Origin of the sequence: Streptomyces sp. NBC_01288, from assembly GCF_035982055.1 — a bacterium.
GTDB lineage: Bacteria > Actinomycetota > Actinomycetes > Streptomycetales > Streptomycetaceae > Streptomyces.
The window spans coordinates 904,143-925,090 of sequence record NZ_CP108427.1; the positions used below are offsets into that span (position 1 = coordinate 904,143).

At 70.6% G+C, this 20,948-nt stretch carries 21 protein-coding genes; 9 read left to right on the plus strand and 12 right to left on the minus strand.

Going from position 1 to position 20,948, the window contains the following annotated elements; translation table 11 throughout:
- Window positions 1-67 precede the first annotated feature (67 nt).
- From OG194_RS04130 to OG194_RS04140, 3 genes are read left to right on the plus strand one after another with little or no spacing between them, the layout of a single operon-like run.
- Window positions 68-829 (plus strand): (Fe-S)-binding protein, encoded by a 762-nt coding sequence (locus OG194_RS04130; protein WP_327399447.1) that lies wholly within the window; start codon window positions 68-70, stop codon window positions 827-829.
- Window positions 826-2,337, plus strand: a complete 1,512-nt coding sequence (locus OG194_RS04135) for a LutB/LldF family L-lactate oxidation iron-sulfur protein (RefSeq protein ID WP_327399449.1) — start codon at window positions 826-828, stop codon at window positions 2,335-2,337. The genes OG194_RS04130 and OG194_RS04135 overlap by 4 nt, the downstream gene beginning before the upstream one ends.
- Window positions 2,334-3,002: a LutC/YkgG family protein gene (locus OG194_RS04140; protein ID WP_327399450.1), complete on the plus strand. Its 669-nt coding sequence runs from the start codon at window positions 2,334-2,336 to the stop codon at window positions 3,000-3,002. Before OG194_RS04135 ends, OG194_RS04140 begins: the two co-directional genes overlap by 4 nt.
- Here the strand turns inward: OG194_RS04140 and OG194_RS04145 are convergent.
- Window positions 2,975-6,139: a family 78 glycoside hydrolase catalytic domain gene (locus OG194_RS04145; protein WP_327399451.1), complete on the minus strand. Its 3,165-nt coding sequence runs from the start codon at window positions 6,137-6,139 to the stop codon at window positions 2,975-2,977. The genes OG194_RS04140 and OG194_RS04145 overlap by 28 nt on opposite strands.
- A 129-nt stretch (window positions 6,140-6,268) precedes the next feature.
- On the opposite strand from OG194_RS04145, the gene OG194_RS04150 reads away from it, so the two are divergent.
- Window positions 6,269-7,423 (plus strand): betaine/proline/choline family ABC transporter ATP-binding protein, encoded by a 1,155-nt coding sequence (locus OG194_RS04150; protein ID WP_327399452.1) that lies wholly within the window; start codon window positions 6,269-6,271, stop codon window positions 7,421-7,423.
- Window positions 7,424-7,438: 15 nt separating this feature from the next.
- On the opposite strand, the gene OG194_RS04155 is transcribed toward OG194_RS04150, so the two are convergent.
- The 6 genes from OG194_RS04155 to OG194_RS04180 form a co-directional block, all read right to left on the minus strand.
- Window positions 7,439-8,017, minus strand: coding sequence for a hypothetical protein (locus OG194_RS04155; RefSeq protein ID WP_327399453.1), 579 nt, complete (start codon window positions 8,015-8,017; stop codon window positions 7,439-7,441).
- 51 nt (window positions 8,018-8,068) lie between these two features.
- Window positions 8,069-9,034, minus strand: coding sequence for an ABC transporter substrate-binding protein (locus OG194_RS04160; RefSeq protein ID WP_442811487.1), 966 nt, complete (start codon window positions 9,032-9,034; stop codon window positions 8,069-8,071).
- Window positions 9,031-9,702 carry an ABC transporter permease gene (locus OG194_RS04165; protein WP_019057688.1) on the minus strand — a complete coding sequence of 224 codons (672 nt, stop codon included), beginning with the start codon at window positions 9,700-9,702 and terminating at the stop codon, window positions 9,031-9,033. Before OG194_RS04165 ends, OG194_RS04160 begins: the two co-directional genes overlap by 4 nt.
- Entirely contained in the window at window positions 9,699-10,379 is a 681-nt protein-coding gene (locus tag OG194_RS04170; RefSeq protein ID WP_327399454.1) for an ABC transporter permease, read from the minus strand. The genes OG194_RS04165 and OG194_RS04170 overlap by 4 nt, the downstream gene beginning before the upstream one ends.
- A gap of 62 nt (window positions 10,380-10,441) precedes the next feature.
- Window positions 10,442-10,810 carry a hypothetical protein gene (locus OG194_RS04175; protein WP_327399455.1) on the minus strand — a complete coding sequence of 123 codons (369 nt, stop codon included), beginning with the start codon at window positions 10,808-10,810 and terminating at the stop codon, window positions 10,442-10,444.
- On the minus strand, window positions 10,807-11,364 hold the full coding sequence (locus tag OG194_RS04180; protein ID WP_327399456.1) for a DUF4232 domain-containing protein: 558 nt from the start codon (window positions 11,362-11,364) through the stop codon (window positions 10,807-10,809). Before OG194_RS04180 ends, OG194_RS04175 begins: the two co-directional genes overlap by 4 nt.
- 234 nt (window positions 11,365-11,598) lie before the next feature.
- Between OG194_RS04180 and OG194_RS04185 the strand changes: the two genes are divergently transcribed.
- Together OG194_RS04185 and OG194_RS04190 are read left to right on the plus strand one after the other, a co-directional pair.
- Window positions 11,599-12,381 carry an ABC transporter ATP-binding protein gene (locus OG194_RS04185; protein WP_327399457.1) on the plus strand — a complete coding sequence of 261 codons (783 nt, stop codon included), beginning with the start codon at window positions 11,599-11,601 and terminating at the stop codon, window positions 12,379-12,381.
- A 3-nt stretch (window positions 12,382-12,384) separates the two neighbouring features.
- Window positions 12,385-13,695 (plus strand): FtsX-like permease family protein, encoded by a 1,311-nt coding sequence (locus OG194_RS04190; protein WP_327399458.1) that lies wholly within the window; start codon window positions 12,385-12,387, stop codon window positions 13,693-13,695.
- Window positions 13,696-13,829: 134 nt separating this feature from the next.
- Here the strand turns inward: OG194_RS04190 and OG194_RS04195 are convergent, their stop codons facing one another.
- Complete coding sequence (locus tag OG194_RS04195) at window positions 13,830-14,399, minus strand: TetR/AcrR family transcriptional regulator (RefSeq protein WP_327399459.1); 570 nt, start codon at window positions 14,397-14,399, stop codon at window positions 13,830-13,832.
- Window positions 14,400-14,549: 150 nt separating this feature from the next.
- Between OG194_RS04195 and OG194_RS04200 the strand changes: the two genes are divergently transcribed.
- On the plus strand, window positions 14,550-15,407 hold the full coding sequence (locus OG194_RS04200) for an AAA family ATPase (protein ID WP_327399460.1): 858 nt from the start codon (window positions 14,550-14,552) through the stop codon (window positions 15,405-15,407).
- Window positions 15,404-16,762: a vWA domain-containing protein gene (locus tag OG194_RS04205; protein ID WP_327399461.1), complete on the plus strand. Its 1,359-nt coding sequence runs from the start codon at window positions 15,404-15,406 to the stop codon at window positions 16,760-16,762. The genes OG194_RS04200 and OG194_RS04205 overlap by 4 nt, the downstream gene beginning before the upstream one ends.
- Before the next feature lie 15 nt (window positions 16,763-16,777).
- Here the strand turns inward: OG194_RS04205 and OG194_RS04210 are convergent, their stop codons facing one another.
- On the minus strand, window positions 16,778-17,479 hold the full coding sequence (locus OG194_RS04210) for an SDR family oxidoreductase (RefSeq protein ID WP_327399462.1): 702 nt from the start codon (window positions 17,477-17,479) through the stop codon (window positions 16,778-16,780).
- Window positions 17,480-17,599: 120 nt separating this feature from the next.
- On the opposite strand from OG194_RS04210, the gene OG194_RS04215 reads away from it, so the two are divergent.
- A complete protein-coding gene (locus OG194_RS04215; RefSeq protein WP_327399463.1) occupies window positions 17,600-18,586 on the plus strand; it encodes a D-cysteine desulfhydrase family protein in 987 nt (328 codons plus the stop codon).
- A 54-nt stretch (window positions 18,587-18,640) separates the two neighbouring features.
- On the opposite strand, the gene OG194_RS04220 is transcribed toward OG194_RS04215, so the two are convergent.
- The 3 genes from OG194_RS04220 to OG194_RS04230 form a co-directional block, all read right to left on the minus strand.
- Window positions 18,641-19,000: a cupin domain-containing protein gene (locus tag OG194_RS04220; protein ID WP_327399464.1), complete on the minus strand. Its 360-nt coding sequence runs from the start codon at window positions 18,998-19,000 to the stop codon at window positions 18,641-18,643.
- 168 nt (window positions 19,001-19,168) lie between these two features.
- Window positions 19,169-20,146 (minus strand): pyridoxal-phosphate dependent enzyme, encoded by a 978-nt coding sequence (locus OG194_RS04225; protein WP_327399465.1) that lies wholly within the window; start codon window positions 20,144-20,146, stop codon window positions 19,169-19,171.
- Window positions 20,143-20,856: a helix-turn-helix transcriptional regulator gene (locus OG194_RS04230; RefSeq protein WP_327399466.1), complete on the minus strand. Its 714-nt coding sequence runs from the start codon at window positions 20,854-20,856 to the stop codon at window positions 20,143-20,145. The genes OG194_RS04225 and OG194_RS04230 overlap by 4 nt, the downstream gene beginning before the upstream one ends.
- Window positions 20,857-20,948 lie beyond the last annotated feature (92 nt).

Consider the following 20,948-nt stretch of genomic DNA (forward strand, 5'->3'; position numbering starts at 1 on the left):
GACTCCCCCTGACGGTGACCTCCGACTACGCTGCATCCATCCGATGATCGACCACTAAGGAGCCGCGATGCGTGTCGCCCTGTTCCTGACTTGCGTCAACGACACGCTCTATCCGGACACCGGGCGCGCCGTGGTGAAACTGCTGACCAGGCTGGGCGTCGAGGTCGACTTCCCGATGGCCCAGACGTGCTGCGGGCAGGCGCACTACAACACCGGTTACCGCCATGAGGCCGAGCCGCTCGCCCGGCATTTCTCCGATGTCTTCGGGGAGTACGAGGCGATCGTCACGCCGTCCGGGTCGTGCGGGGCGATGGTGCGGGAGCTGTATCCGCGCATGGGCGAGCGGGCCCGGGCCGAAGGGCGCGGGGACACCCTGGCGGCCACCTTGGCGCCGGTGGTGCCGAAGACGTACGAACTGACCGAGTTCCTCGTGGACGTGCTCGGGGTGACGGACGTCGGGGCCTACTACCCGCACAAGGTGACCTACCACCCCACCTGCCACGGGCTGCGCAGCCTCGGGCTCGGCGACCGGCCGCTCAAGCTGCTCCAGGCCGTCAAGGGGCTGGAGTTGGTCGAGCTGCCCGGTGCGGACGAGTGCTGCGGGTTCGGCGGGACGTTCGCCGTGAAGAACGCCGATGTCTCGGCGGCGATGGGTGCCGACAAGGTGCGCAGCGCCGAGTCGACGGGTGCCGAGGTGCTGTGCGCGGCGGACAACTCCTGTCTCATGCACATCGGGGGCACGATGGCCCGGCTTCACACGGACATGCGGCCGGTGCACATCGCCGAGATTCTGGCCGCGACGGAGACGGAAGAGGAGGCGGGCGCATGAGCGAGACGTTCGTCGGGATGCCCGCGTTTCCCCCGCCCGTCTATCCGGCCTTCCCCGTGGCCGCGCACGAGGCCGTCAACAACCAGACCCTGCGCGGGAATCTGCGCCACGCCACCCACACGATCCGCGCCAAACGGGCCAAGGCCGTGGCGGAGCTGTCCGATTGGGATGCGCTGCGCGAGGCCGGCAAGCAGATCAAGGACCACACCCTCCGCCATCTCGACCGGTATCTGGTCCAGTTGGAGGAGTCGGTGACGGCGGCCGGCGGCATCGTGCACTGGGCCGCCGACGCGGACGAGGCCAACCGGATCGTGACCCGACTCGTCAAGGAGACGGGCGAGTCGGAGGTCGTCAAGGTCAAGTCGATGGCCACGCAGGAGATCGGGCTCAACGAGGCCCTGGAGGCCGCGGGCATCCGCGCCTACGAGACCGATCTCGCCGAGCTGATCGTCCAGTTGGGCAAGGACCGCCCCTCCCACATCCTGGTCCCCGCGATCCACCGCAACCGCGGTGAGATCCGGGAGATCTTCGCCCGCGAGATGAGCGAGTGGGGCCGCCCGGCCCCGGACGGGCTGACCGACACGCCCGCCGAACTCGCCGAGGCCGCCCGCCTGCATCTGAGGGAGAAGTTCCTGCGGGCCAAAGTCGGCGTATCCGGCGCCAACTTCATGGTCGCGGACACCGGCACACTCGTCGTCGTCGAGTCCGAGGGCAACGGCCGGATGTGCCTCACCCTCCCCGAGACGCTGATCTCGGTCGTCGGCATCGAGAAGATCGTGCCCACCTGGCAGGACCTGGAGGTGTTCCTCCAGACCCTCCCCCGCTCCTCGACCGCCGAGCGCATGAACCCGTACACCAGCACGTGGACGGGCACGACCGACGGTGACGGCCCGCGCACCTTCCACCTGGTGCTGCTCGACAACGGCCGCACCGACACCCTCGCCGACGAGGTCGGCCGCCAGGCCCTGCGCTGCATCCGCTGCTCGGCCTGTCTGAACGTCTGCCCGGTGTACGAGCGGGCCGGCGGGCACGCCTACGGCTCGGTCTACCCGGGCCCGATCGGCGCGATCCTCAGCCCCCAACTCCGGGGCACGGCAAGCGAGATCGACGCCTCGCTGCCGTACGCCTCGTCGCTGTGCGGTGCCTGCTACGAGGTGTGCCCGGTCGCCATCGACATCCCCGAGGTGCTGGTGCATCTGCGGGAGCGGATCGTGGAGGGCGGGCCGGTGACCCGCGAGGGCAACAAGGTCGTCCTGCAACCCGCCAAGGGACATGCCGCCGAGCGCGCGGCCATGCGGGCGGCCCGCTGGACGTTCTCCCACCCGGGAGCCCTGCGCACCGGCCAGCGGCTCGCGTCCCGCACCCGCCGCTTCCACCCACGGACCCTGCCCGGCCCCGGCAAGGCGTGGACCGGCACCCGGGAGCTGCCCGCCGTGCCCGCGGAACCGTTCCGCGACTGGTGGCAGCGCACGCACGGCGGGAACAGCGACAAGGGGGCGGCCAAGTGAGCAGCAGGGAACGGATCTTGGGCCGCGTGGAGCGCGCGCTCGCGGACGTGCCGCGGGACGACACGCCCTACGAGCAGGCCTTCGAGCGCGGTTATCTGCGCGAGCACGGGGAGCGGAGTGTCGAGCAGACGGTCGATCTGCTTGCCGAGAACCTGGCCGACTACCGGGCAATCGTGCACCGTACCGACCCGGAGGAACTGCCGTACCTGATCATGCGGCTGCTCGCCCAACGGGGACCTCAGTATGTCCTGGTGCCCCCGGGGCTGCCGCCGGAGTGGATGTCGGCCGCCGATCCCACCCGCGTCCACGACCGCGCCGTGAGCACGCCGCACGAACTCGACAAGGTCGAGAGCGTGGTCACGGGCTGCGCGATCGCCATCGCCGAGACCGGCACCATCGTCCTGGACGGCGGCCCGGACCAGGGCCGGCGCCGGATCACGCTCGTCCCCGACCATCACATCTGTGTCGTACGGGTGCCGGACCAGGTGGTGTCCTCGGTTCCCCAGGCGCTCCAACTCCTCGATCCCACACGCCCGTTGACCTGGATCTCCGGCCCGTCGGCGACCAGTGACATCGAGCTGGACCGGGTCGAGGGGGTGCACGGTCCGCGCACCCTGGAGGTGGTGCTGGTGAGCGATCAGGCGAGCGTGGAGGTCAACTCGTAGGTTCCGGACGGCAGTTGGTAGGAGGCCGTGCCGTCCGCGAAGCCGAGGAACTCGACGCCCAGCGCCTCGGCCAGGAGCCGCTTGTCCTCGTGGACGGTCGACGGGTCGGTGGTGGGGATGTGCAGGGTCGCCGTGCTGTTGGCGGGGACGACCGCCCGGTACGTCAACTTCCCGTCCCGCGCGGTCCATTCGCTGACGATCTCGCCGTAGGGAGAGACGTGTGAGCCGCGGACCTTCGTGATCCTGCCGGTCGGGTCGATGTGGGGCCGGAGGAAGAAGTGCTGGAAGCCCGGGTGTTCGGGGTCCTTGGCGATGCCGGCCATGCTCTCGTACATCCACTCCATGATCGCGCCGTAGGCGTAGTGGTTGAAGGAGTTCATGTCGACCGGACCGAAGCCGTCCTGCTTCGAGTACGAGTTCCAGCGCTCCCAGACCGTGGTGGCGCCGTTGGCCACCGAGTACAGCCAGGACGGCATCGCGTTCTGGTGGAGGAGGCTGTACGCGAGGTCGGCGCGGCCCTCGTCGGTGAGGACCGGGGCGATGACGTTCACGCCGAGGAAGCCCACGGCGAGGGTGTTCTCCGGGTACTCCACGCGGGTGCTGTCGGGGTGGGCCGCCTTGTAGGCCGGGCTGTTGCCGATGTTGTCGGTGAGCAGGGTGACCAGTTGGCGGTGTTGCGACTCGGTGTCGTAGAAGCCGAGTTTGAGGATCCAGAGCAGGGCGGTCTGGGTGTCGTCCTCGGTCTTTCCGGCGCTGTTGCCGGGGGTGTGGGGCGGTGGGTCGCCGAGGCTCGACCGGACGGTCAGCTGTCCGGTGAGGGCGTCGGTGACGAAGTACTTGGTGATGAAGGCCCGTTTGATGTGGGTGAACAGCCGCTCGTAGGTGGCCGCTTCGGCGGTGCGGCCGGTGGCGCGGGCCATGTCGGCCATGAGGCGGGCGCTGTAGCCGTAGTAGACGTCGCTGATGAGCTGGGTGCTGGTGATCTGGAAGGCGAGCCAGTCGCCGAAGATCGCGCCCTGGCCGGCGTAGGTGTCGCCGGTGCGGCTCCGGATCCAGTCCAGGTACTTGGTCATCGACGCCCAACTGCGGTCGACGATCGTGGTGTCGCCGGACATCTGCCACACGGTCCACGGCACGACCACCCCGCAGTCCGACCAGCCGCTGGCCGGGAGCGGCTGGCTGAAGCGGTGGCCGGGGGCGACCCAGGGGAACTGGGCTTTCCCCGCACCGTAGTTGTGCTGCGAGTCGATCAGGGTGTCCTGGAAGTGGCTGAGGAAGGAGACGGCGTCGGTGTTGTACAGGCCGGTGCTGGAGAAGAGCTGGGTGTCGCCGGTCCAGCCGAGGCGTTCGTCGCGTTGCGGGCAGTCGGTGGGGATCCAGAGGTAGTTGCCGCGCTGGCCCCAACGGACGTTGCCGATCAGCTGGTTGACGTGGGTGTCGTCGGTGGTGATGGTGCCGAGGTCGTGGACGGCGGAGGTGGCGACCTTGCCGGTGAGTTCGACGAGAGTCACGGTCTCGGTCGTGGTGACGGCTATGTACCGGAAGCCGTAGAAGGTCAGCGAGTCCTGGTGGGTCTCGCCTGCCGGGTCGCCCTTGAGGATGTAGGTGCTGGTGGCCTCGGCGGTGCGGAGGTTCGCGCGGTAGACCGAGCCCGCGGGGCCGTCGGCGCCCACGCTGTCGTCGTTGAGCATCTCCCCCGGTTTGAAGGCGACTTGGGCGCCCGCCGGGCCGCGCAGGGTGTAGCGGGGCACACCGACCAGGTTCTGGCCGAGGTCGATGACGGCGGTGTCGCCGGGGTGCAGGGTGACGGAGACGGTGGACGCCCGCACGGGGTCGGTGACCGTGCGGGCGGGGTCGACGACGATACGGCCCTTGCCGTTCAGGCTGCCGTCCTGGCCCAAGACGCCCGCGATTCCCGCGACTTCCGCGGCCTCGGTGACTCCCGTGTAGACGGTGACGGAGTGCGGCTTGCGGTCCCACTCGGGCATCAGGCGGGCGCTCTCGCCGGGATAGGCGACCAACTGGGCGTCGGGGAAGGGGTCTTGTGCCTCGACGGGCGACCAGGCCGAGGTGTCGAAGCCGTTCGCCGTCCAGCCGGGGAGTTCCTTGCGGGCGTCGTAGAGCTGGCCGTCGTAGATGTCGTCGGCGCGGTAGGGGCCGGTGTCGGTGGCCCGCCAGTCGGAGTCGGGGGCGGTGACGATCGTCCGGGTGGAGCCGTCGGCGTACCGGACGAGGAGTTTCGCCTTGAGGGCCAGGGGGTTGCCGTCGGCCGAGTAGTGGGTGCTGTTCTCGGCGATGCGGCCGTTGTACCAGCCGTTGCCTAGCACGGCGGCGAGGGTGACCTGGGCCGGGTCCGCGAGCAGGTCCGTGACGTCGTAGGTGAAGTAGGTGACGGTGGTGTCGTAGTTGGTCCAGCCCGGGGGCATGAACTCGTACGTGGTGCCGTCGCCCTGGGGCACGGAGACACGGCGGCCGTTGACGTAGGCGTCGTACACGCCGAGCGCGGAGACGTACAGCCGGGCCTCGGTCACCTGCCCGCCCGTCAGCGCCGTCTGGCTGCGCAGGAGGGGTGCGCCGGCGGTGTTCGGGCGCTTGCCGGCCATGCCGATCCACTGGGCGCCGTCCCAGCCGGTGACGCCGTCGGTGCTGAGCAGGCCGGTCTCGAAGTGGGCGGTGGGTGCGGCGGTGACCGCGCGGCCGTGCTCGTCCCACACCGTCACCGTCCAGTGGTAGCGGGTCGAGGCGCGCAGTTCGGGGCCGGAGTAGCGGACGGCGACCGAGTCCGCCGCGTCGACGCGGCCGCTGTCCCAGACGTCGGCGCTGCCGTGGTTCAGGTGGCGGGGCGAGGTGGCGACCTTGATCCGGTACGCCGTCTGGTGCCGGCCCCGCGCGGCGGACGCCATGCGCCAGCCGAATCTCGGGTGTGCCGCGTCGATGCCGAGCGGGTCGGTGCGGTGCTCCACGGTCAGGCCCGACACCGTGGTGCCGGCCGCGGTAGTCCCTCCGGCGCCGTTGCCTCCTGCCATCGCCGCGGGGACGACGCTCAGGGCCGCCGTGGTGAGCAAGGTGCGGCGGCGCAGCCTTCCGGTGCGGGCCCTCGCGTCGGCTCCGTGGACTCCGTCGACTCCGTCGTTCATGCCGCTGTCCCTTCGGCCCGCCGGAAGATGCAGGTACTTCGGATCATTCCAGGGTCCGCGTGTCCGCGTCACCAGCCGGTGGGACGCTGTTGAAGGGCGGCGGCGGACCGGCGCCGTTAGCGTGAAGGCATGATCCGGTTCGAGCAGGTCAGCAAGCGGTACCCGGACGGTACGACGGCCGTGGACGGGCTGTCCTTCGAGGTGAACGAGGGCGAACTCGTCACGCTGGTGGGCCCGTCCGGCTGTGGCAAGACGACGACCATGATGATGGTCAACCGGCTCATCGAACCCACCTCCGGCCGGATCTTCGTGAACGGCGAGGACATCGCCACCGTCGACCCGGTGCGACTGCGCCGCCGTATCGGATACGTCATCCAGCAGGTGGGCCTCTTCCCGCACCGCACGGTCCTCGACAACACGGCGACCGTGCCGTCCCTGGTCGGCTGGAAGCGGACGAAGGCGCGGGCCCGGGCCGCCGAGCTGCTCGATCTGGTGGGCCTGGACCCGAAGACGTACGGCCCGCGCTACCCGGAGCAGCTCTCGGGCGGGCAGCGCCAGCGCGTCGGCGTCGCTCGGGCGCTGGCCGCCGATCCGCCGGTGCTGCTGATGGACGAACCGTTCGGCGCGGTCGACCCGGTGGTGCGGGAGCAGTTGCAGGACGAGTTCCTGCGGATGCAGGCCGCCGTGCGCAAGACGGTGCTGCTGGTCACGCACGACATCGAGGAGGCGGTACGGCTCGGCGACCGTATCGCCGTGTACGGGCAGGGCCGGATCGAGCAGTACGACACCCCCGGCGCGGTGCTCGGTAAGCCGGCGACGCCGTATGTCGCCGAGTTCGTGGGCGCGGACCGGGGTCTGAAACGGCTGTCGGTGACGGAGATCGAGCCCGACGACCTGGAACAGCCGCCGGTCGCCCGTGCGGACGAGCAGGCACAGCGGGCCGCCGACCGGCTGCGGGTGGAGGGCGCGCGGTGGGCGGTGGTCCTCGACGAACAGGGTGAGTTGCAGGGCTGGGTCAAGGCCGACGAACTCTCCGCGGGCGGCACGGTCGGCGAACTCGCCCACCGCATGAACGCGTGGGTGCCGGTGGGCGCCCCCTTGAAGCAGGCGTTCGGCGTGATGCTCCAGCACGACGCCGGATGGGTCGCCGTGCTGGACGGGGCACGCTTCCTCGGCGTGCTGACCCCGGCGAAACTGCACGAGGCGCTACGGCGGTCCGTGGACGCGGACGCGCTCGGGGTGCCCCGGGGACAGGTGGACTTCGACTCGGTGGCGGACGCGTGAGGATCGCTAGGCGGCTCAGGAGTAGGTGAGGGGGCAGCCCTGTCGGAGCGCGTGCTGGGCCGCGCGCAGATACAGGGCCACATAGAAGGCCGTGTCCAGGTCCTCGCTCCAGGGCCCGGGACGGACGGCGGCCAACTCCTCTGCCTCTCCCTCCAGGAACCAGAAGGTGAGGGCCAGGTTTCCCGTCACCTCCGGTATCCCGACGGGCAGTTCAAGTGCTGCGGCCAGCCGCTCGGCCAGGGCCAGCACCTGGGGTGCGCCCGCGATCACCGTCTCGTCCGTGTACGCGGAGCCGATCGGCAGCCGTATCTCCTCGTCGAGTGAGACCGGCACCAGCACCGACCAATCGCCGATCAATTCCCGCTCGGCAGGCGTCAGTCGGGCACGGCACAGCGCGTCGAACCCCTGCATGGACGGGCTCACCTTCTCCTCGAACGCCGACCCGAAGTCCCGCTCCGGCACGGACGCGTACGGCGGCAGCCCGCGCCGGGCCAGCTCCGCGTCGAGCCCCTTGGCGATCGCGCCCATGCCCCCTTCCCCCGTGTCCTCACTCAGCCACTCCCCCGCACCGACATCGACCAGATAGACACCCATGCCCGAAAGGTACAAGCCGCCACTGACAATGCCCCTGGCTCCGCTTCCGCCTCACTTCAGCAGGCCCTTGTCCTTCAAGTACGTCCGCGCGACGTCCTGCGCCAACCGCCGCCAGCTGTCGACCTGTTGGTTCATGGACGCCAGGTCGGCCGTAGTGAGCACGTCATTGAGCTTCCCCAGCGCCTTGGTCACGCCCTCGCTCCCCGCCCGTGAGCGGTTGACGACCGGGACGACGTAGTCGGCGTTCTGGAGGTGCTTGTCGTCGGCGAGGAGGACCAGGCCGAACTGGTCGAGGGTGGCGTCGGTCGTCGTGGTCAGCACCATCTGGTCCTGGCCGTTCCGCACCGCGCTCTTCGCCTGTGTCGTGCCGACGCCCTTCGGGTCGACGGCGGTGATGTCGATGCCGTAGGTCTTCTTCAACCCCGGTTCGCAGTACGGCCGTTGGACGCACTCGTCGCCCGCCGCGAGCCGTACCTTCAGTCCCGAGGCACCGAGGTCGCTGAGGGTCTTGAGGTGGTGTTGCCTGGCGTACGAGCGGGCCACGGCGAAGGCGTTCTGGTCGACGGCCCTGCCGGGATCGAGGACGGTGAGGCCTCGGGGTGTGGCCAGTCGGCGGAGCGCCTTCATCGTGGTGGCGAGGTCGGGTGAGCCGACGGCCGGTGCGTCGGGGCCGTTGGTCTTGGCGTTGAGCCAGTCGGCGAAGGTGGCCGCGTACTCGGGGACGACGTCGATCTGCCCTGATTCCAGGGCGGGTTCGTAGAGTTCGCGGTTGGCGACGGTGAGCAGGGACGTCTTGTAGCCGGCCTGCTTCAGCAGGAGCGAGTACATCTGGGCGAGCAGGTCGCTCTCGGTGAAACCGGCCGAGCCGATGGTCAGGTGATGGCTGTCGCCGGGTGGCGCGGTGACGGCGCTCTGGTTCTCCAGGGACGGCCCGGTAGAGCAGCCGGTGACCAGGAGGAGGCCGGCCACGACCGTGCGTCGCAGTCGCAGTCGCAGTCGCAGTCGCAGTCGCATCATCGCGCCCTCCCCGCCCACCGGGGCGCCAACCGTTCGGCGACCTCGAAGACACCCTCGACGAGCAGCGCGAACACGGCGACGAGGACGGCTCCGGCCACCACCTGTGCGGTGTTGGCGAGGTTGAAGCCGGCCGTGATGATCCGGCCGAGTCCGCCGCCGCCCGCGAGTGCGGCGATCGTGGCGGTGGCGACGAGTTGGACGGCCGCGATCCGTACGCCGTTCATCAACAGCGGCAGGGAGAGCGGCAGTTCGACACGGAACAGCATCTGACGACCTGTCATCCCCATGCCGCGCGCGGCCCGCACCACGTCGCGGTCGACCTCGCGCATGCCGACGTAGGCGTTGGTGAGCAGGGGCGGTACGGCGAACAGGACCAGGGCGACGACCGTGGGTCCCTCGCCCCACTTGCCGATCGGGGTGAGGAGCAGCAGCACCAGGACGGCGAAGGTGGGCACCGCGCGCCCGATGTTGGAGATGTTCACGGCGAGCGCGCCGCCCTTGCCGAGGTGCCCGAGGACGAGCGCGATCGGCAGCGCGATCAAACAGCTGATGACCAGGCAGACGACCGTCAGCACGAGGTGCTGCGCGAGCCGGTGCCAGATGCCGTCGTCGCCGCTCCAGTGGGCGGAGTCGGTGAGCCAGTGCCAGGCGTCGGTCAGGGTGTTCATCCGCGCACCGCCCTCGTCCAGGGGGTGATCAGCCGTTGCACGAGCAGGAGAAGCAGGTCGGCGACGATCGCGATCACCACGCACAGCACGGACGCGGTGAGCACCTGTGCCTTGAAGTAGGTGTTCATGCCCGCGTAGATGAGGTTGCCGAGTCCCCCGAAGCCGACGATCGCCCCGACCGTGACCAGCGAGACCGCCGAGACGGTGGCGATGCGCAGGCCTGCCATCGCGGCGGGGAGCGCGAGGGGCAGTTCCACGGTGAGAAGGAGGCGGATCGGGCCGTAGCCCATGCCGCGTGCGGCCTGTCGGGTCTCTTCGGGGACGGCGCGCAGGCCGGCCAGGATGTTGCGGACGAGCAGGGTGAGCGAGTAGAGGACGAGCCCGGCGACGACGAGGGTGGCCGAGAGGCCGTAGACGGGCAGGAGCAGGGAGAACATCGCGAGGGACGGGATCGTGTAGAGGATCGTCGTCACCCCGAGCACCGGTCCCGCGGCCCAGCCCCAGCGGCGCGCCACCACCGCGAGCGGCAGCGCGATCGCCAGGCCGATCAGCACCGAGATCGAGGTGAGCTGGAGGTGCTGGACGACCGCGTCGACGAGGATGTGCCGACGGGTGCTCAGGTACTCGCCGCAGATCCACTCGTTACGGGCGAGGCAGTCGTCCGGGGGCGCGGTCACAGGTCCATTGCATCGGGCGGGCCCGGGAGTGGCGCGTTCTGGTGACCCGTACGGGCGGTCGGTCAGGGGTTCCAGTAGGTGGGGAGGGAGGCGATGAAGACCGCGGAGGACGTGAGGACCACGAGTTGGGTGGCGGCCGTGGTCCAGAGGCGGCAGGCGATCGCCAGGGCGACGGTCACGGCCTCGACCCGGCAGAGAAAGACGACGCAGTCGTACTGGTAGGAGGCGGCCGTGGAGTTCATGACCCCGGCGTAGCCCATCCAGTCCGCGGTGAAGATGCCGTCGCTGCCGAGCAGGAGGATCACCGCGACGAGGAGGACGTCCAGACCGACGAGCACCCCGCGCGCGACGCCGTCGACCCGTCGGTGTGCGCGTGAGCGGCGCAGAACGCGCTGCGGGAAGCCGGCCGCGGGGGTGTCCTGGTCCGTCATCGGGTGCCTCCGGTGGTGCGCCACGGTCCGACGCCGAGTCTGCCCGTGGTGCCGAGGTCGAGGCCGCCGTCCGGTGTCAGGAGGAGCGGCAGGGAACCGGACCGTGCCGCGACCGTCAGACAATGCACGTAGGCCGCGCCGCCGAAGCCGGTGGTGGTGTTGCGCCACAGCAGGCCGGCGGAGGCGGTCTCGCCGGGTGCGAGCGTCACCGCGCTCGGTGGCTCGTCGAAGCCGGTGACTGTGGCGATACCGGCGCTGCCGTGGATCACCGACACACCGGTCACGTGCTGCTGGTCGCGGTCGAGCAGTCGGACCTCGGGGTAGCCCTCGACGCGGTAGGCGCGGGTGCCGCAGTTCTCCAGGGTGAGGTCCATGGCGTGCAGGCCCAGCGCGGGGTTCACCGGTCCGGCGGTGACCCGGATGCCCTCCTCCGGGCAGATCGGGCCCGACGTCGACCAACCGGCGGCGGGATCGTCGTACGCCACGTCCGCGACCGTCCAGATGACGGCCCCGACGAGGAGCCCCACCACCGTGACCAGCACGGTGTCGTACACGCTTCTCGGCATCCTTCTCGGCATCCGCAGAGTCGATCAAGACGGGGCCGGGACCGCTGCGGCGGAAGCCACACCTCCGGTCACAGCCCTGTCACAGCATGTCCGGCGGACCCGAGCGCGGGGGTGTCGCTGAGTACACCCCGGGATACGGGTTCTGCGCCCAATGTGCGCAACCGGCGTTCTCCGTAGCGTCGTTGACGAGGCACAAGGCGTGCCGCACGGAGGGTGATGGCGATGTTTCGCAGCGCACGACGCACGCACGACAAGGGCCCCGCCGCCGAGGCGCTGCGGCTGGTCAAGGTGAGCAGGACCTACGGCCGTGACGACAGTGCCGTGACCGCCCTGGACGGGGTGACGCTGAGCCTGGAGCGGGGCACGTTCACGGCGGTGATGGGGCCTTCGGGGTCCGGGAAGTCGACGCTGTTGCAGTGCGCGGCGGGGCTGGACCGGCCGGACAGCGGGATCGTGATGGTCGACGGCGCGGAGATGACGGGCGGGAGCGAGGCGGAGCTGACGCGGTTCCGGCGCGGTCGGATCGGGTTCGTGTTCCAGCAGTACAACCTCCTGGACACGCTCACCGTCGCGCAGAACACCGTGCTGCCGCTGAAGCTGGCGGGCCGCCGCGTCGACCGGCGGCGGGCCGAGGAGGTCCTGACCGCGGTCGGGCTCGACGACCGGCTCGGCCACCGTCCCGACCAGCTCTCCGGCGGTCAGCGGCAGCGGGTCGCCATCGCCCGCGCGCTGGTCACCGAACCCCGGGTGATCTTCGCGGACGAACCGACCGGCGCCCTGGACACGCGGAGCGCGCGGGATGTGCTGCTGCTGTTGCGGGAGGCGGTGCGGGTGCACGGCCGGACCGTGGTGATGGTGACGCACGACCCGGTCGCCGCCTCGTACGCCGACTCGGTGGTGTTCCTGGCGGACGGCCGACTCGCCGGTCGGATGCACGCGCCGACCGTCGACGCGGTCGCCGAGCGGCTCGCACACCTGGGCGACGACATGACGGCGGGGGTGTGAGCGATGTTCGTACTGGCGATGCGTTCGATCCGGCAACGGCCGGGCCGCTTCCTGGCGACCCTGCTGGCCGCGTTCCTGGGCGCGGCGATCATCATGACGTTCAACTCCCTTCAGGACACGGCGAGTCGGCAGGGCATCGACTCGGTCAGCGCCGACACGCTGTCCACGTCGGCGAGTGTCGTGGGAGGCTACGGCACCCTGCTGGTGTTCTTCGCCGTAGCGTCGACCCTGACCGTCAACGTCCGCCAACGCTCACGGGAGTTGGAGACCCTGCGCTGCTCGGGGGCGACCCCGGCGCAGCTCAAGCGGATGGTCGTGGGTGAGGCGGTGGCCGTGGCCCTGCTGGGCGCGCTCCTCGCCGTCGGTCCCGCGATGCTCGGCGGCCGGGCCCTGCTCGGAGCGTTCAAGGACAGCGGTCAGGTCGCCCGGTCCGTCGACTACTCCTTCGGCCCCTTCGCCCTCCAATCGGGCCTGGGCATCACGCTGTTGGCGTCGGCGGGCGCCGCCTTCCTGGCCGTACGACGGGCAACGCGCAGGCAGCGGCAGCGGGGCCGAGCCCGGACGTTCCTTGCCTACGGCTCGCTGGTCGCGGGCGTGGTGGCGGTGACGTCGACCTTCGCCTTCTCCTCGACGGACGCGGCGTTGATGGCGGCCCCGGCGTACGGGGCGATCCTGCTCTCGGTCGGCCTCGCCCTGCTGGTACCCCGCCTACTGAAGGGCCTGCTCGACCGGCTCCAACTGACCGGCGCGAGCGGCTGGTTGGCGATCCGCAATCTCCGCGAGCGGACCGACCAGCTCGCCGGGATCCTGATGTCGCTGGTCCTCTTCACGGCGGTGTCCACGGCGACGCTGTACATGCAGGCGGTGGAGAGCGACGCGGTCAAGGCCTCGGGCCTGACGAAGTCGGTGGACGCGAAGAACCTGGAGACCCTCAACTTCACGGTCGTCGGCATCATCGTGGTCTTCGTCTGCGTGATGCTGGTCAACTCCCTGTACGCGGCGACGACTTACCGCGCCCGCGAGTTCGGCGGACAGCGCCTGGCGGGTGCGACTCCGGGTCAGGTACTACGCACGGTCGCCACGGAGACGGCGATCCTGACGATCACCGGGATCCTCTCCGGCACGGCCGCAGCACTGGCGGGCATCATCCCGTTCACCATGGTCCGCACGGACTCGGTTCTCCCGCACCAGGGGCTGGGAATCTGGCTCACGGTCGTCGCGGTGGCGGCGACGGTGACCCTGGGCACGAGCATGCTGACGGCCCGGCGCGTGCTACGCACACCGGCGGTGGAGGCGGTGGCGTTGGCAGCGTGAGCACGGCCGAACGGGAAAGGGGCAGCCGCTACACCGGCTGCCCCTCGACTCACGGTCCGGCCCCCCTAAGGGGCGCGGGGAACTGCGCGACCAGCCACAACGGACCCGCAGCCGACCAACAACACTTCCCACGCTCAGGCGACCCCGGCCGTATCCAACAACGTCCGCACGGTCTCGACAGTCAACCCGTCCAACGACTCCAGCTTCGCCCCGGCACGAGCACTGGCACCGTCAAAGACCAGCATCAACTGCCGTGCCAACAACCCCGGATCACGCGCGCCCCCCAACTCGGCCTGCTCCCGGAACGCGTCCTGCAACTTCTCCTTGGCCGCCCGGGCAACTCTGCTCGCCGGATGCTCCGGATCCTTCAGCTCGACCATCGTGGCAAGGAAGGGACAGCCCAGATAGCCGGGTTCACCCGAGGCCTTCTCCGCCTGCTCGAACACGTACAGGACGCGCTCGCGCGGCGTACCCGCGTCATCCGGACCGGGCATGAGCTGCGCCGCATACCCAGGCGCACGCCGCTCCAGGCTCGCGGCGAGCACCTCGTCCTTGCTGTCGAAGAGCTGGTACATCGACCGCTTCGAGACCCCGGCCGACTTGCACAGCGCCTCCACGCCGATGGAGACACCGTCGCGATAGAAGAGCTCGGCCGCCGCATCGAGCAGTCGGTCCCGGGGTGACGCCTTGTCTGTCGTGGCCATACACCGAGGTTACCGCGCCGGGAGCCAAGAGGAAACCGATCGGTGTACGAGCTTGCGCAGGCACCCGCTCCCGGGTGACAGTAAAGGTGAACAAGCGCTTAGACATGTCGCTGCGCGCCGACGCACCACCCGCGATCCGCCGGAGGCCCCGTGTTCCGTTCCGTCGACGAAGTCGCCGCACGCCTCGCCGAGACCGGCTATCTGGCGTCACCCGCGGTCGCCACGACCGTCTTCCTCGCCGACCGCCTGGGCAGGCCGCTCCTCGTCGAGGGCCCGGCCGGCGTCGGCAAGACGGAGCTGGCCAAGGCCGTCGCCGAGGTCGCCGGCGCGCGGCTGATCCGGCTCCAGTGCTACGAGGGCGTCGACGAGTCCCGGGCGCTGTACGAGTGGAACCACGCCAAGCAGCTGCTGCGCATCAGCGCGGGCCGCGACGAGAGCTGGGACGAGACCCGCACCGACATCTTCAGCGAGGAGTTCCTGCTCCCCCGCCCGCTGCTCACGGCGATCCGCGGCGACGACCCGAAGGTCCTGCTGATCGACGAGACCGACAAGGCGGACGTCGAGGTGGAGGGTCTGCTGCTGGAGATCCTCAGCGACTTCCAGGTCACCGTCCCGGAGCTGGGCACGATCACCGCGACCCGCCGCCCCTTCGTGGTCCTCACCTCGAACGCCAGCCGCGAACTCTCCGAGGCCCTGCGCCGCCGCTGCCTCTTCCTCCATATCGGCTTCCCCGACGAGGAGTTGGAGCGCCGGATCGTACGGCTGAAGGTGCCCGGGCTCGGTGCGGCGCTGGCCGAGTCGGTGGTCCGGGTGGTCGGGGCGCTGCGCGAGATGGAGCTGCGGAAGGTGCCGTCGGTGGCCGAGACCATCGACTGGGCCCGCACCCTCCTGGCGCTCGGCGCCGACACCCTCGACGAGACGGTCGTACGGGACACCCTCGGCGTCCTCCTCAAGCATCAGGACGACATCCTCAGGGCGGCGGCCAAGCTCGACCTGGACGCCGTGTGACCGCCGCCGGTGTCACCGAGCGGCTGACGGGCCTCGTCGGGGCGCTGCGCGCGCACGGTCTGCGCATCGGCACCGGCGAGACCGTGGACGCGGCGCAGGCCATGGAGGCCCTCGGGTTCGCGGACCGTGAGCTGCTGCGCGAGGGACTGGCCGCGACGCTGCTGCACGGAACGGGCCAACGCCCGGTGTTCGACCCGGTCTTCGACCTGTACTTCCCACGCGGCGTCGGAGCGCCCCAGGGCGAGCCCGCCGCCGACCGCGAGGATCTCCGCGACCGGCTCGCGGCAGCCCTCGCCGCCAACGACCAAGCCCTGGTGGGCCAGTTGGCGGCGGAGGCCGTCGACGGTTTCGGCGGATACGGCAACTCGCCCTCGTCGGACGGCTGGTCGTCGTACCAGACGCTGGACCGGCTGCGTCCGCAGACGCTGCTGGCCCGGGTACGCAACAGCATCCGGGAGCAGGGCGGACAGTCAGGATTCACCGACCGGCTGCTCGACGACGAGATCCGGCAGCGTATCGAGGGGTTCCGGCGGCAGGTCGCCCTGGAGGCGCGGCGCCGGGTCGCCGAGCGGCGCGGCCGGGACGAGATCGCCCGGCGGGCCATCGCGCCGACGGCGGACCGCGTCGACTTCCTGTTCGCCGGACGGGCCCAACTGGCCGAGTTGCGCAGGGCTGTTCAGCCCCTGGCCCGGAAACTGGCCACCCGGCTCGCCGCGCGCCGCCGCCGTGCCTCCCGGGGCACGATCGACCTGCGCCGCACCCTGCGCGGCTCGCTGTCCACGGGCGGGGTCCCGATGCGGCCGGTGCTGCGCCGGCGTCGGCCGGTCCGGCCCGAACTGGTGCTGCTGTGCGATGTGTCGGGCTCGGTGTCGGGTTTCTCCGACTTCACGATGCTGCTGGTGCAGGCGCTGCACGACCAGTTCAGCAAGGTGCGCGTGTTCGCCTTCGTCAACCGACTCGACGAGGTGACCCCGCTGCTCGTGCACGGCACGGCCGACCCCGAGGGCCTCGGCACCCGCATCCGCGACGAGGCCACCCTCACCGGCTGGCACGGGAGCAGCGACTACGGCGTCGCCCTCGGCGAGTTCGCGGAACGGTACGGCGATGCCGTCGGCCCGCGTACGACCGTGTTCGTGCTCGGTGACGCCCGCACCAACATGAGCGACCCGAATCTCCCGGCCGTCCGGCAGATCACTCAACGGGCCCGCCGCGTCTATTGGTTGAACCCCGAGCAGCGCACGCAGTGGGGCGCCGGCGACTCGGCCGCGCCCGACTACGCGGAGCTGGTCGAGATGCACGAGTGCCGGAACGCGCAGCAACTCAGCGCGCTGGTGGGCCGGTTGCTGCCGATCTGATCACTGCCGGTCCGGTCAGGCGGCCAACTGCGGGTACAGGGCGCCACCTTCGGCCGACAGCCCGGCCTTGACCTGGCGGGTCAGATCGTCGGCCAGTACCTCGAAGGCGCCGGACTCGATGCCGTCGAGGGCCTGCGCCGCCACGCTCTCGGGAGTGGACTTGGGCGCGTCGACATGTGCGGCCATGTCCGTGTCGACGTAGCCGACATGCAGTCCGGTGACGTCGATTCCGCGCGGCTTCAGGTCCAGGCGCAGGGAGTTGGTCTGCGACCAGAAGGCGGCCTTGGACGCGCTGTAGGAGCCGGCGAGACCGATCCAGGACAGCACCGAGTGGAAGTTCAGGATGTGGCCGCCGCCGTTGCGCTCGATGATCGGCACGAAGGCACGCGTGACGAGCAGCGGGCCATAGAAGTTGGTCTCGAACTCGCGGCGGATGTCCTCGATCGGCGAGTCCAGGAAGTTCGCGTTCACGGACGCGCCGGCGTTGTTGATCACGATCGTGACGTCCTGCGCCTGTTCGGCCGCCGCCGCGACGGACACGGGGTCGCTGACCTCCAGCGCCAGCGGCACGGCGTCCGGGTGCGTGACCGCCTTCGGATCGCGGGCGGTGGCGTACACCTTCTTCGCGCCGCGCTCGTACAGCGCCTCGACCAGCGCCCGACCGATGCCGCGGCTGCCGCCGGTGACGAGGACGACGGAGCCTTCGATGTTCGTCATGGGATCTCCTGAGCTGAGGCAGAGCGGGAGGGAAACCGATCGGTTTCCTCATGTGGACCACAGTAAACCGATCGGTTTCCATGGGCAAGCCCACCAGCGGATCGACCTCCGAAACGCGCGATGATGTACGCCATGAGCGACGACCCGCACAGCGCCCCGCACGTGGAACTGGCCACCTTCCCCACCCCCGTCGAACCGGCCCCGAGGCTGGCCACCGCGATCGGGCTCGGCCCGGACGACCTCTGGATCAAGCGCGACGACCTGACCGGCCTCGGAGGCGGCGGCAACAAGATCCGCAAGCTGGAGTGGACCCTGGGCGCGGCGCTCGCCGAGGGCGCGGACACCCTGGTCACGACCGGCGCCCCGCAGAGCAACCACGCCCGTCTGACCGCGGCCGCCGGAGCGCGGCTGGGCCTGGACGTGGTGCTGGTGCTGCGCGGATCGCCGGGTGTGTCGCAATCGGGGAACCTCGCCCTCGACGGGCTCTTCGGCGCGCGGATCGCCTGGGCGGGCGACGTGGACCAGGCAGGACTGGACGGGGCGGCGGCCGAGGTCTGCGAGCGACTGCGCGCAGCAGGCGCCAGGCCCGCGCTGATCCCGTTCGGCGGTTCCAGCGCGCTCGGCGCACGCGGCTATGTGCGGTGCGGCGAGGAGTTGCGCCGACAGCTCCCCGATCTCCGTACCGCCGTCGTCGCGCTCGGCTCGGGCGGCACGATGGCGGGGCTGGTGGTCTCGCTCGGGGCGGAGTCGGTCCTCGGGGTCGACGTGGGCGCACTGCCCGAACCGGCCCCCGCCGTAAGCGAGTTCGCGGGACTGCCCTCACCGGAGGGACTACGGGTACGACGGGACCAGATCGGCGGCGGCTACGCCACGCTCACCGCACCCACCGCCGAGGCCCTCACCCTCGCCGCCCGCACCGCCGGGCTCGTCCTCGACCCGACGTACACGGGACGCGCGTTGGCCGGCCTGATCGCGGCCGTCCGGGACGGCGACATCAGGCCGGGCGAGCGGACCGTGTTCGTGCACACTGGTGGGCTGCCGGGTCTGTTCGGGCACACGGAGGCCGTCGCGCACGCCGAGGGGCAGGTCGTCGAGTACCGGGCATGACAGGACGTACGCGCCCGGCGGGTGCGGTGCCGCGGGCGCGTACGCACGGGTCGGCTACGGAGCCTTCGCGTAGTCCGTGGCCATGGCGCCCGCGAAGTCGTACACGATCGCCTGTTCGTCGCCGACGACCCATGCGTCGTGGCCGGGCGAGCAGACGAAGACGTCGCCGGGACCCACTTCGCTCTCGCCGCCGTCGTCCATGAGGAGGTGCATGCGCCCCTGGACCACGTAGCCGTTGTGGTGGATCTGGCAACTCTCGGTTCCCGCGATCGGTGCCACGGACTCGGACCAGCGCCAACCCGGCTCGAAGGTGCCCACGGCGAAGTCGAGTCCGCTGAGGTGGACGGCTTCGAGGTGGCCGCGGGGGAAGTCACGCCGCTCGTCCGGCTTGTCGACCGTCTTCACTTCCAGCATGACGGCTGCCTCCGTTCCGGCCGCGCACGGCACGGCCGGGGCCGGTCTCCGTCTCCCGGCATCCTTGAACGGCACCGGCGCTCCGGCGGAGGCCGCGCCCCACCACTCCATCGTCTTCCTGTCCACCCGGGAGCGCCATTCGGGGGAACCCTCAGATGCGGGACGGAGTCATGACGAGCCGCCCGCACACAACCGCGCGAACCGCTCGCTGTCGATGTTTCCGCCGGAGACGATCATCCCCACCCGGCCCGAAAGCGGGCCCGCGCGCCCCGCGAGAAGCGCGGCCAGCGGGGTGGCGCCACTGGGCTCGACGACGATCTTCAGCCGCTCGAAGGCGAAGCGCATCGCGTCCTTGATCTCCTCGTCGCCGACCAACGCGATCTCGTCGACCAGCCGTTGGTTCACGGAGAAGGTCAACTCCCCCGGCGTGTCGGCCGCTTGCCCGTCGGCGATGGTGCGAGGCACCGGGATGGACACGCGCCGGCCCGCCTCCAGGGACCGCTTGGTGTCGTCCCCGGCCTCCGGTTCGACGCCGATCACGCGGGTGCGCGGGTGCAGCCCCTTGACGGCGGTGGCCGTCCCGGCGATCAGCCCGCCGCCACCCACGGGCACCACCACGGCGTCCAACTCTCCCACTTCCTCGACGAGTTCGAGTGCCGCCGTGCCCTGCCCGGCCATGACGTGCGGATGCTCGTAGGGCGGGATGAGGGAGAGCCCCCGCTCGGCGGCCAGGGCCTCGCCGATGGCGACCCGGTCGCCGCTGTAACGGTCGTAGGTGACGACCTCGGCGCCGTATCCCTCGGTGGCGGCGCGCTTCGAGGCCGGGACGTCCTCGGGCATGAGGATCACCGCGGTGGTGCCGAGTTCGCGGGCGGCGAGGGCGACGGCCTGGGCGTGGTTGCCGGAGGAGTAGGCGGCGATGCCGCACGCGAGTTGGTCCGGTGTCAGCCGGGAGGCCGCGTTGTAGGCGCCGCGGAACTTGAAGGCGCCGATCCGCTGGAAGTTCTCGCACTTCAAGTACACCTCGGCGCCCACGAGTTGATCGAGGGTGCGCGAACGCAGTACCGGTGTGCGGTGCGCGACGCCCTTGATCTGGGCGGCGGCGCTGAGGACGTCGTCGAGGGTGATGGGCGGGGTGGTGGTCACGCGGCTCCTCCATCGGAAGCGGGATCGGACGTGGCGGGGGTGCCGGTCGCGGCTCGCGCCTGGGCGAGGTAGCTGTAGGCGGAGGCCCGGGAAATACCGAGCCGGACGGCGACCTGCTCGATGGCCCGGCGCACGGCGAACACCCCGTGCTCGTCGAGACCGCGGAACAGTTCCAGCCGCTCCGCGCGGTCGAGTTGGACCCAGGTCCGGCTCCGCCGCAGCTGGTGGGCGTCGACGATGGCCTCGACGACGGAGTCGATGTCGTCGCCGAAGGTGGTGGTGGCCGGCGCCCGGGCCGCGACACCCCCACCGATCCCGGCCAACAGAACCTGCGCCTGCTGTACGGCGGTCACGTCGACGTTGACGCAGAGCGCGCCGAACGCCGCGCCCGTGGAGTCCCGCAGCACCATGGTGGACGACTTCAGCTGTTGCCCGCCCTTGGTCCGGGTGAGGTAGTTCAGCTCGTCGGCCGCCTCGTCCCCGCGCGCGAGCATCCGCAGCCCGATCTCGCTCATCGCCCCGCCCACCGACCTCCCGGTCAGAGCTCCGGCGACGGCGACCACGGACTTCTCCGGTTGCCGGTAGTCGTGCAACACCACCTCACACACCGGACCGAACGTCGCCGCGATCCCGTCGACCACGGGCACCAACGCGGCGATGATCGCGTCGCGTTCGGAGTCCGGGGCCGGGTTGCCGTTGCCGTCCGCCATTCCCACTCCTCGCGTCAGACTGTGTGTCCAAGCACTATACCCACAGTCCAACACCGTCTCGCCGACCGTCCGTGGTCGGGCAACGCCCCGCA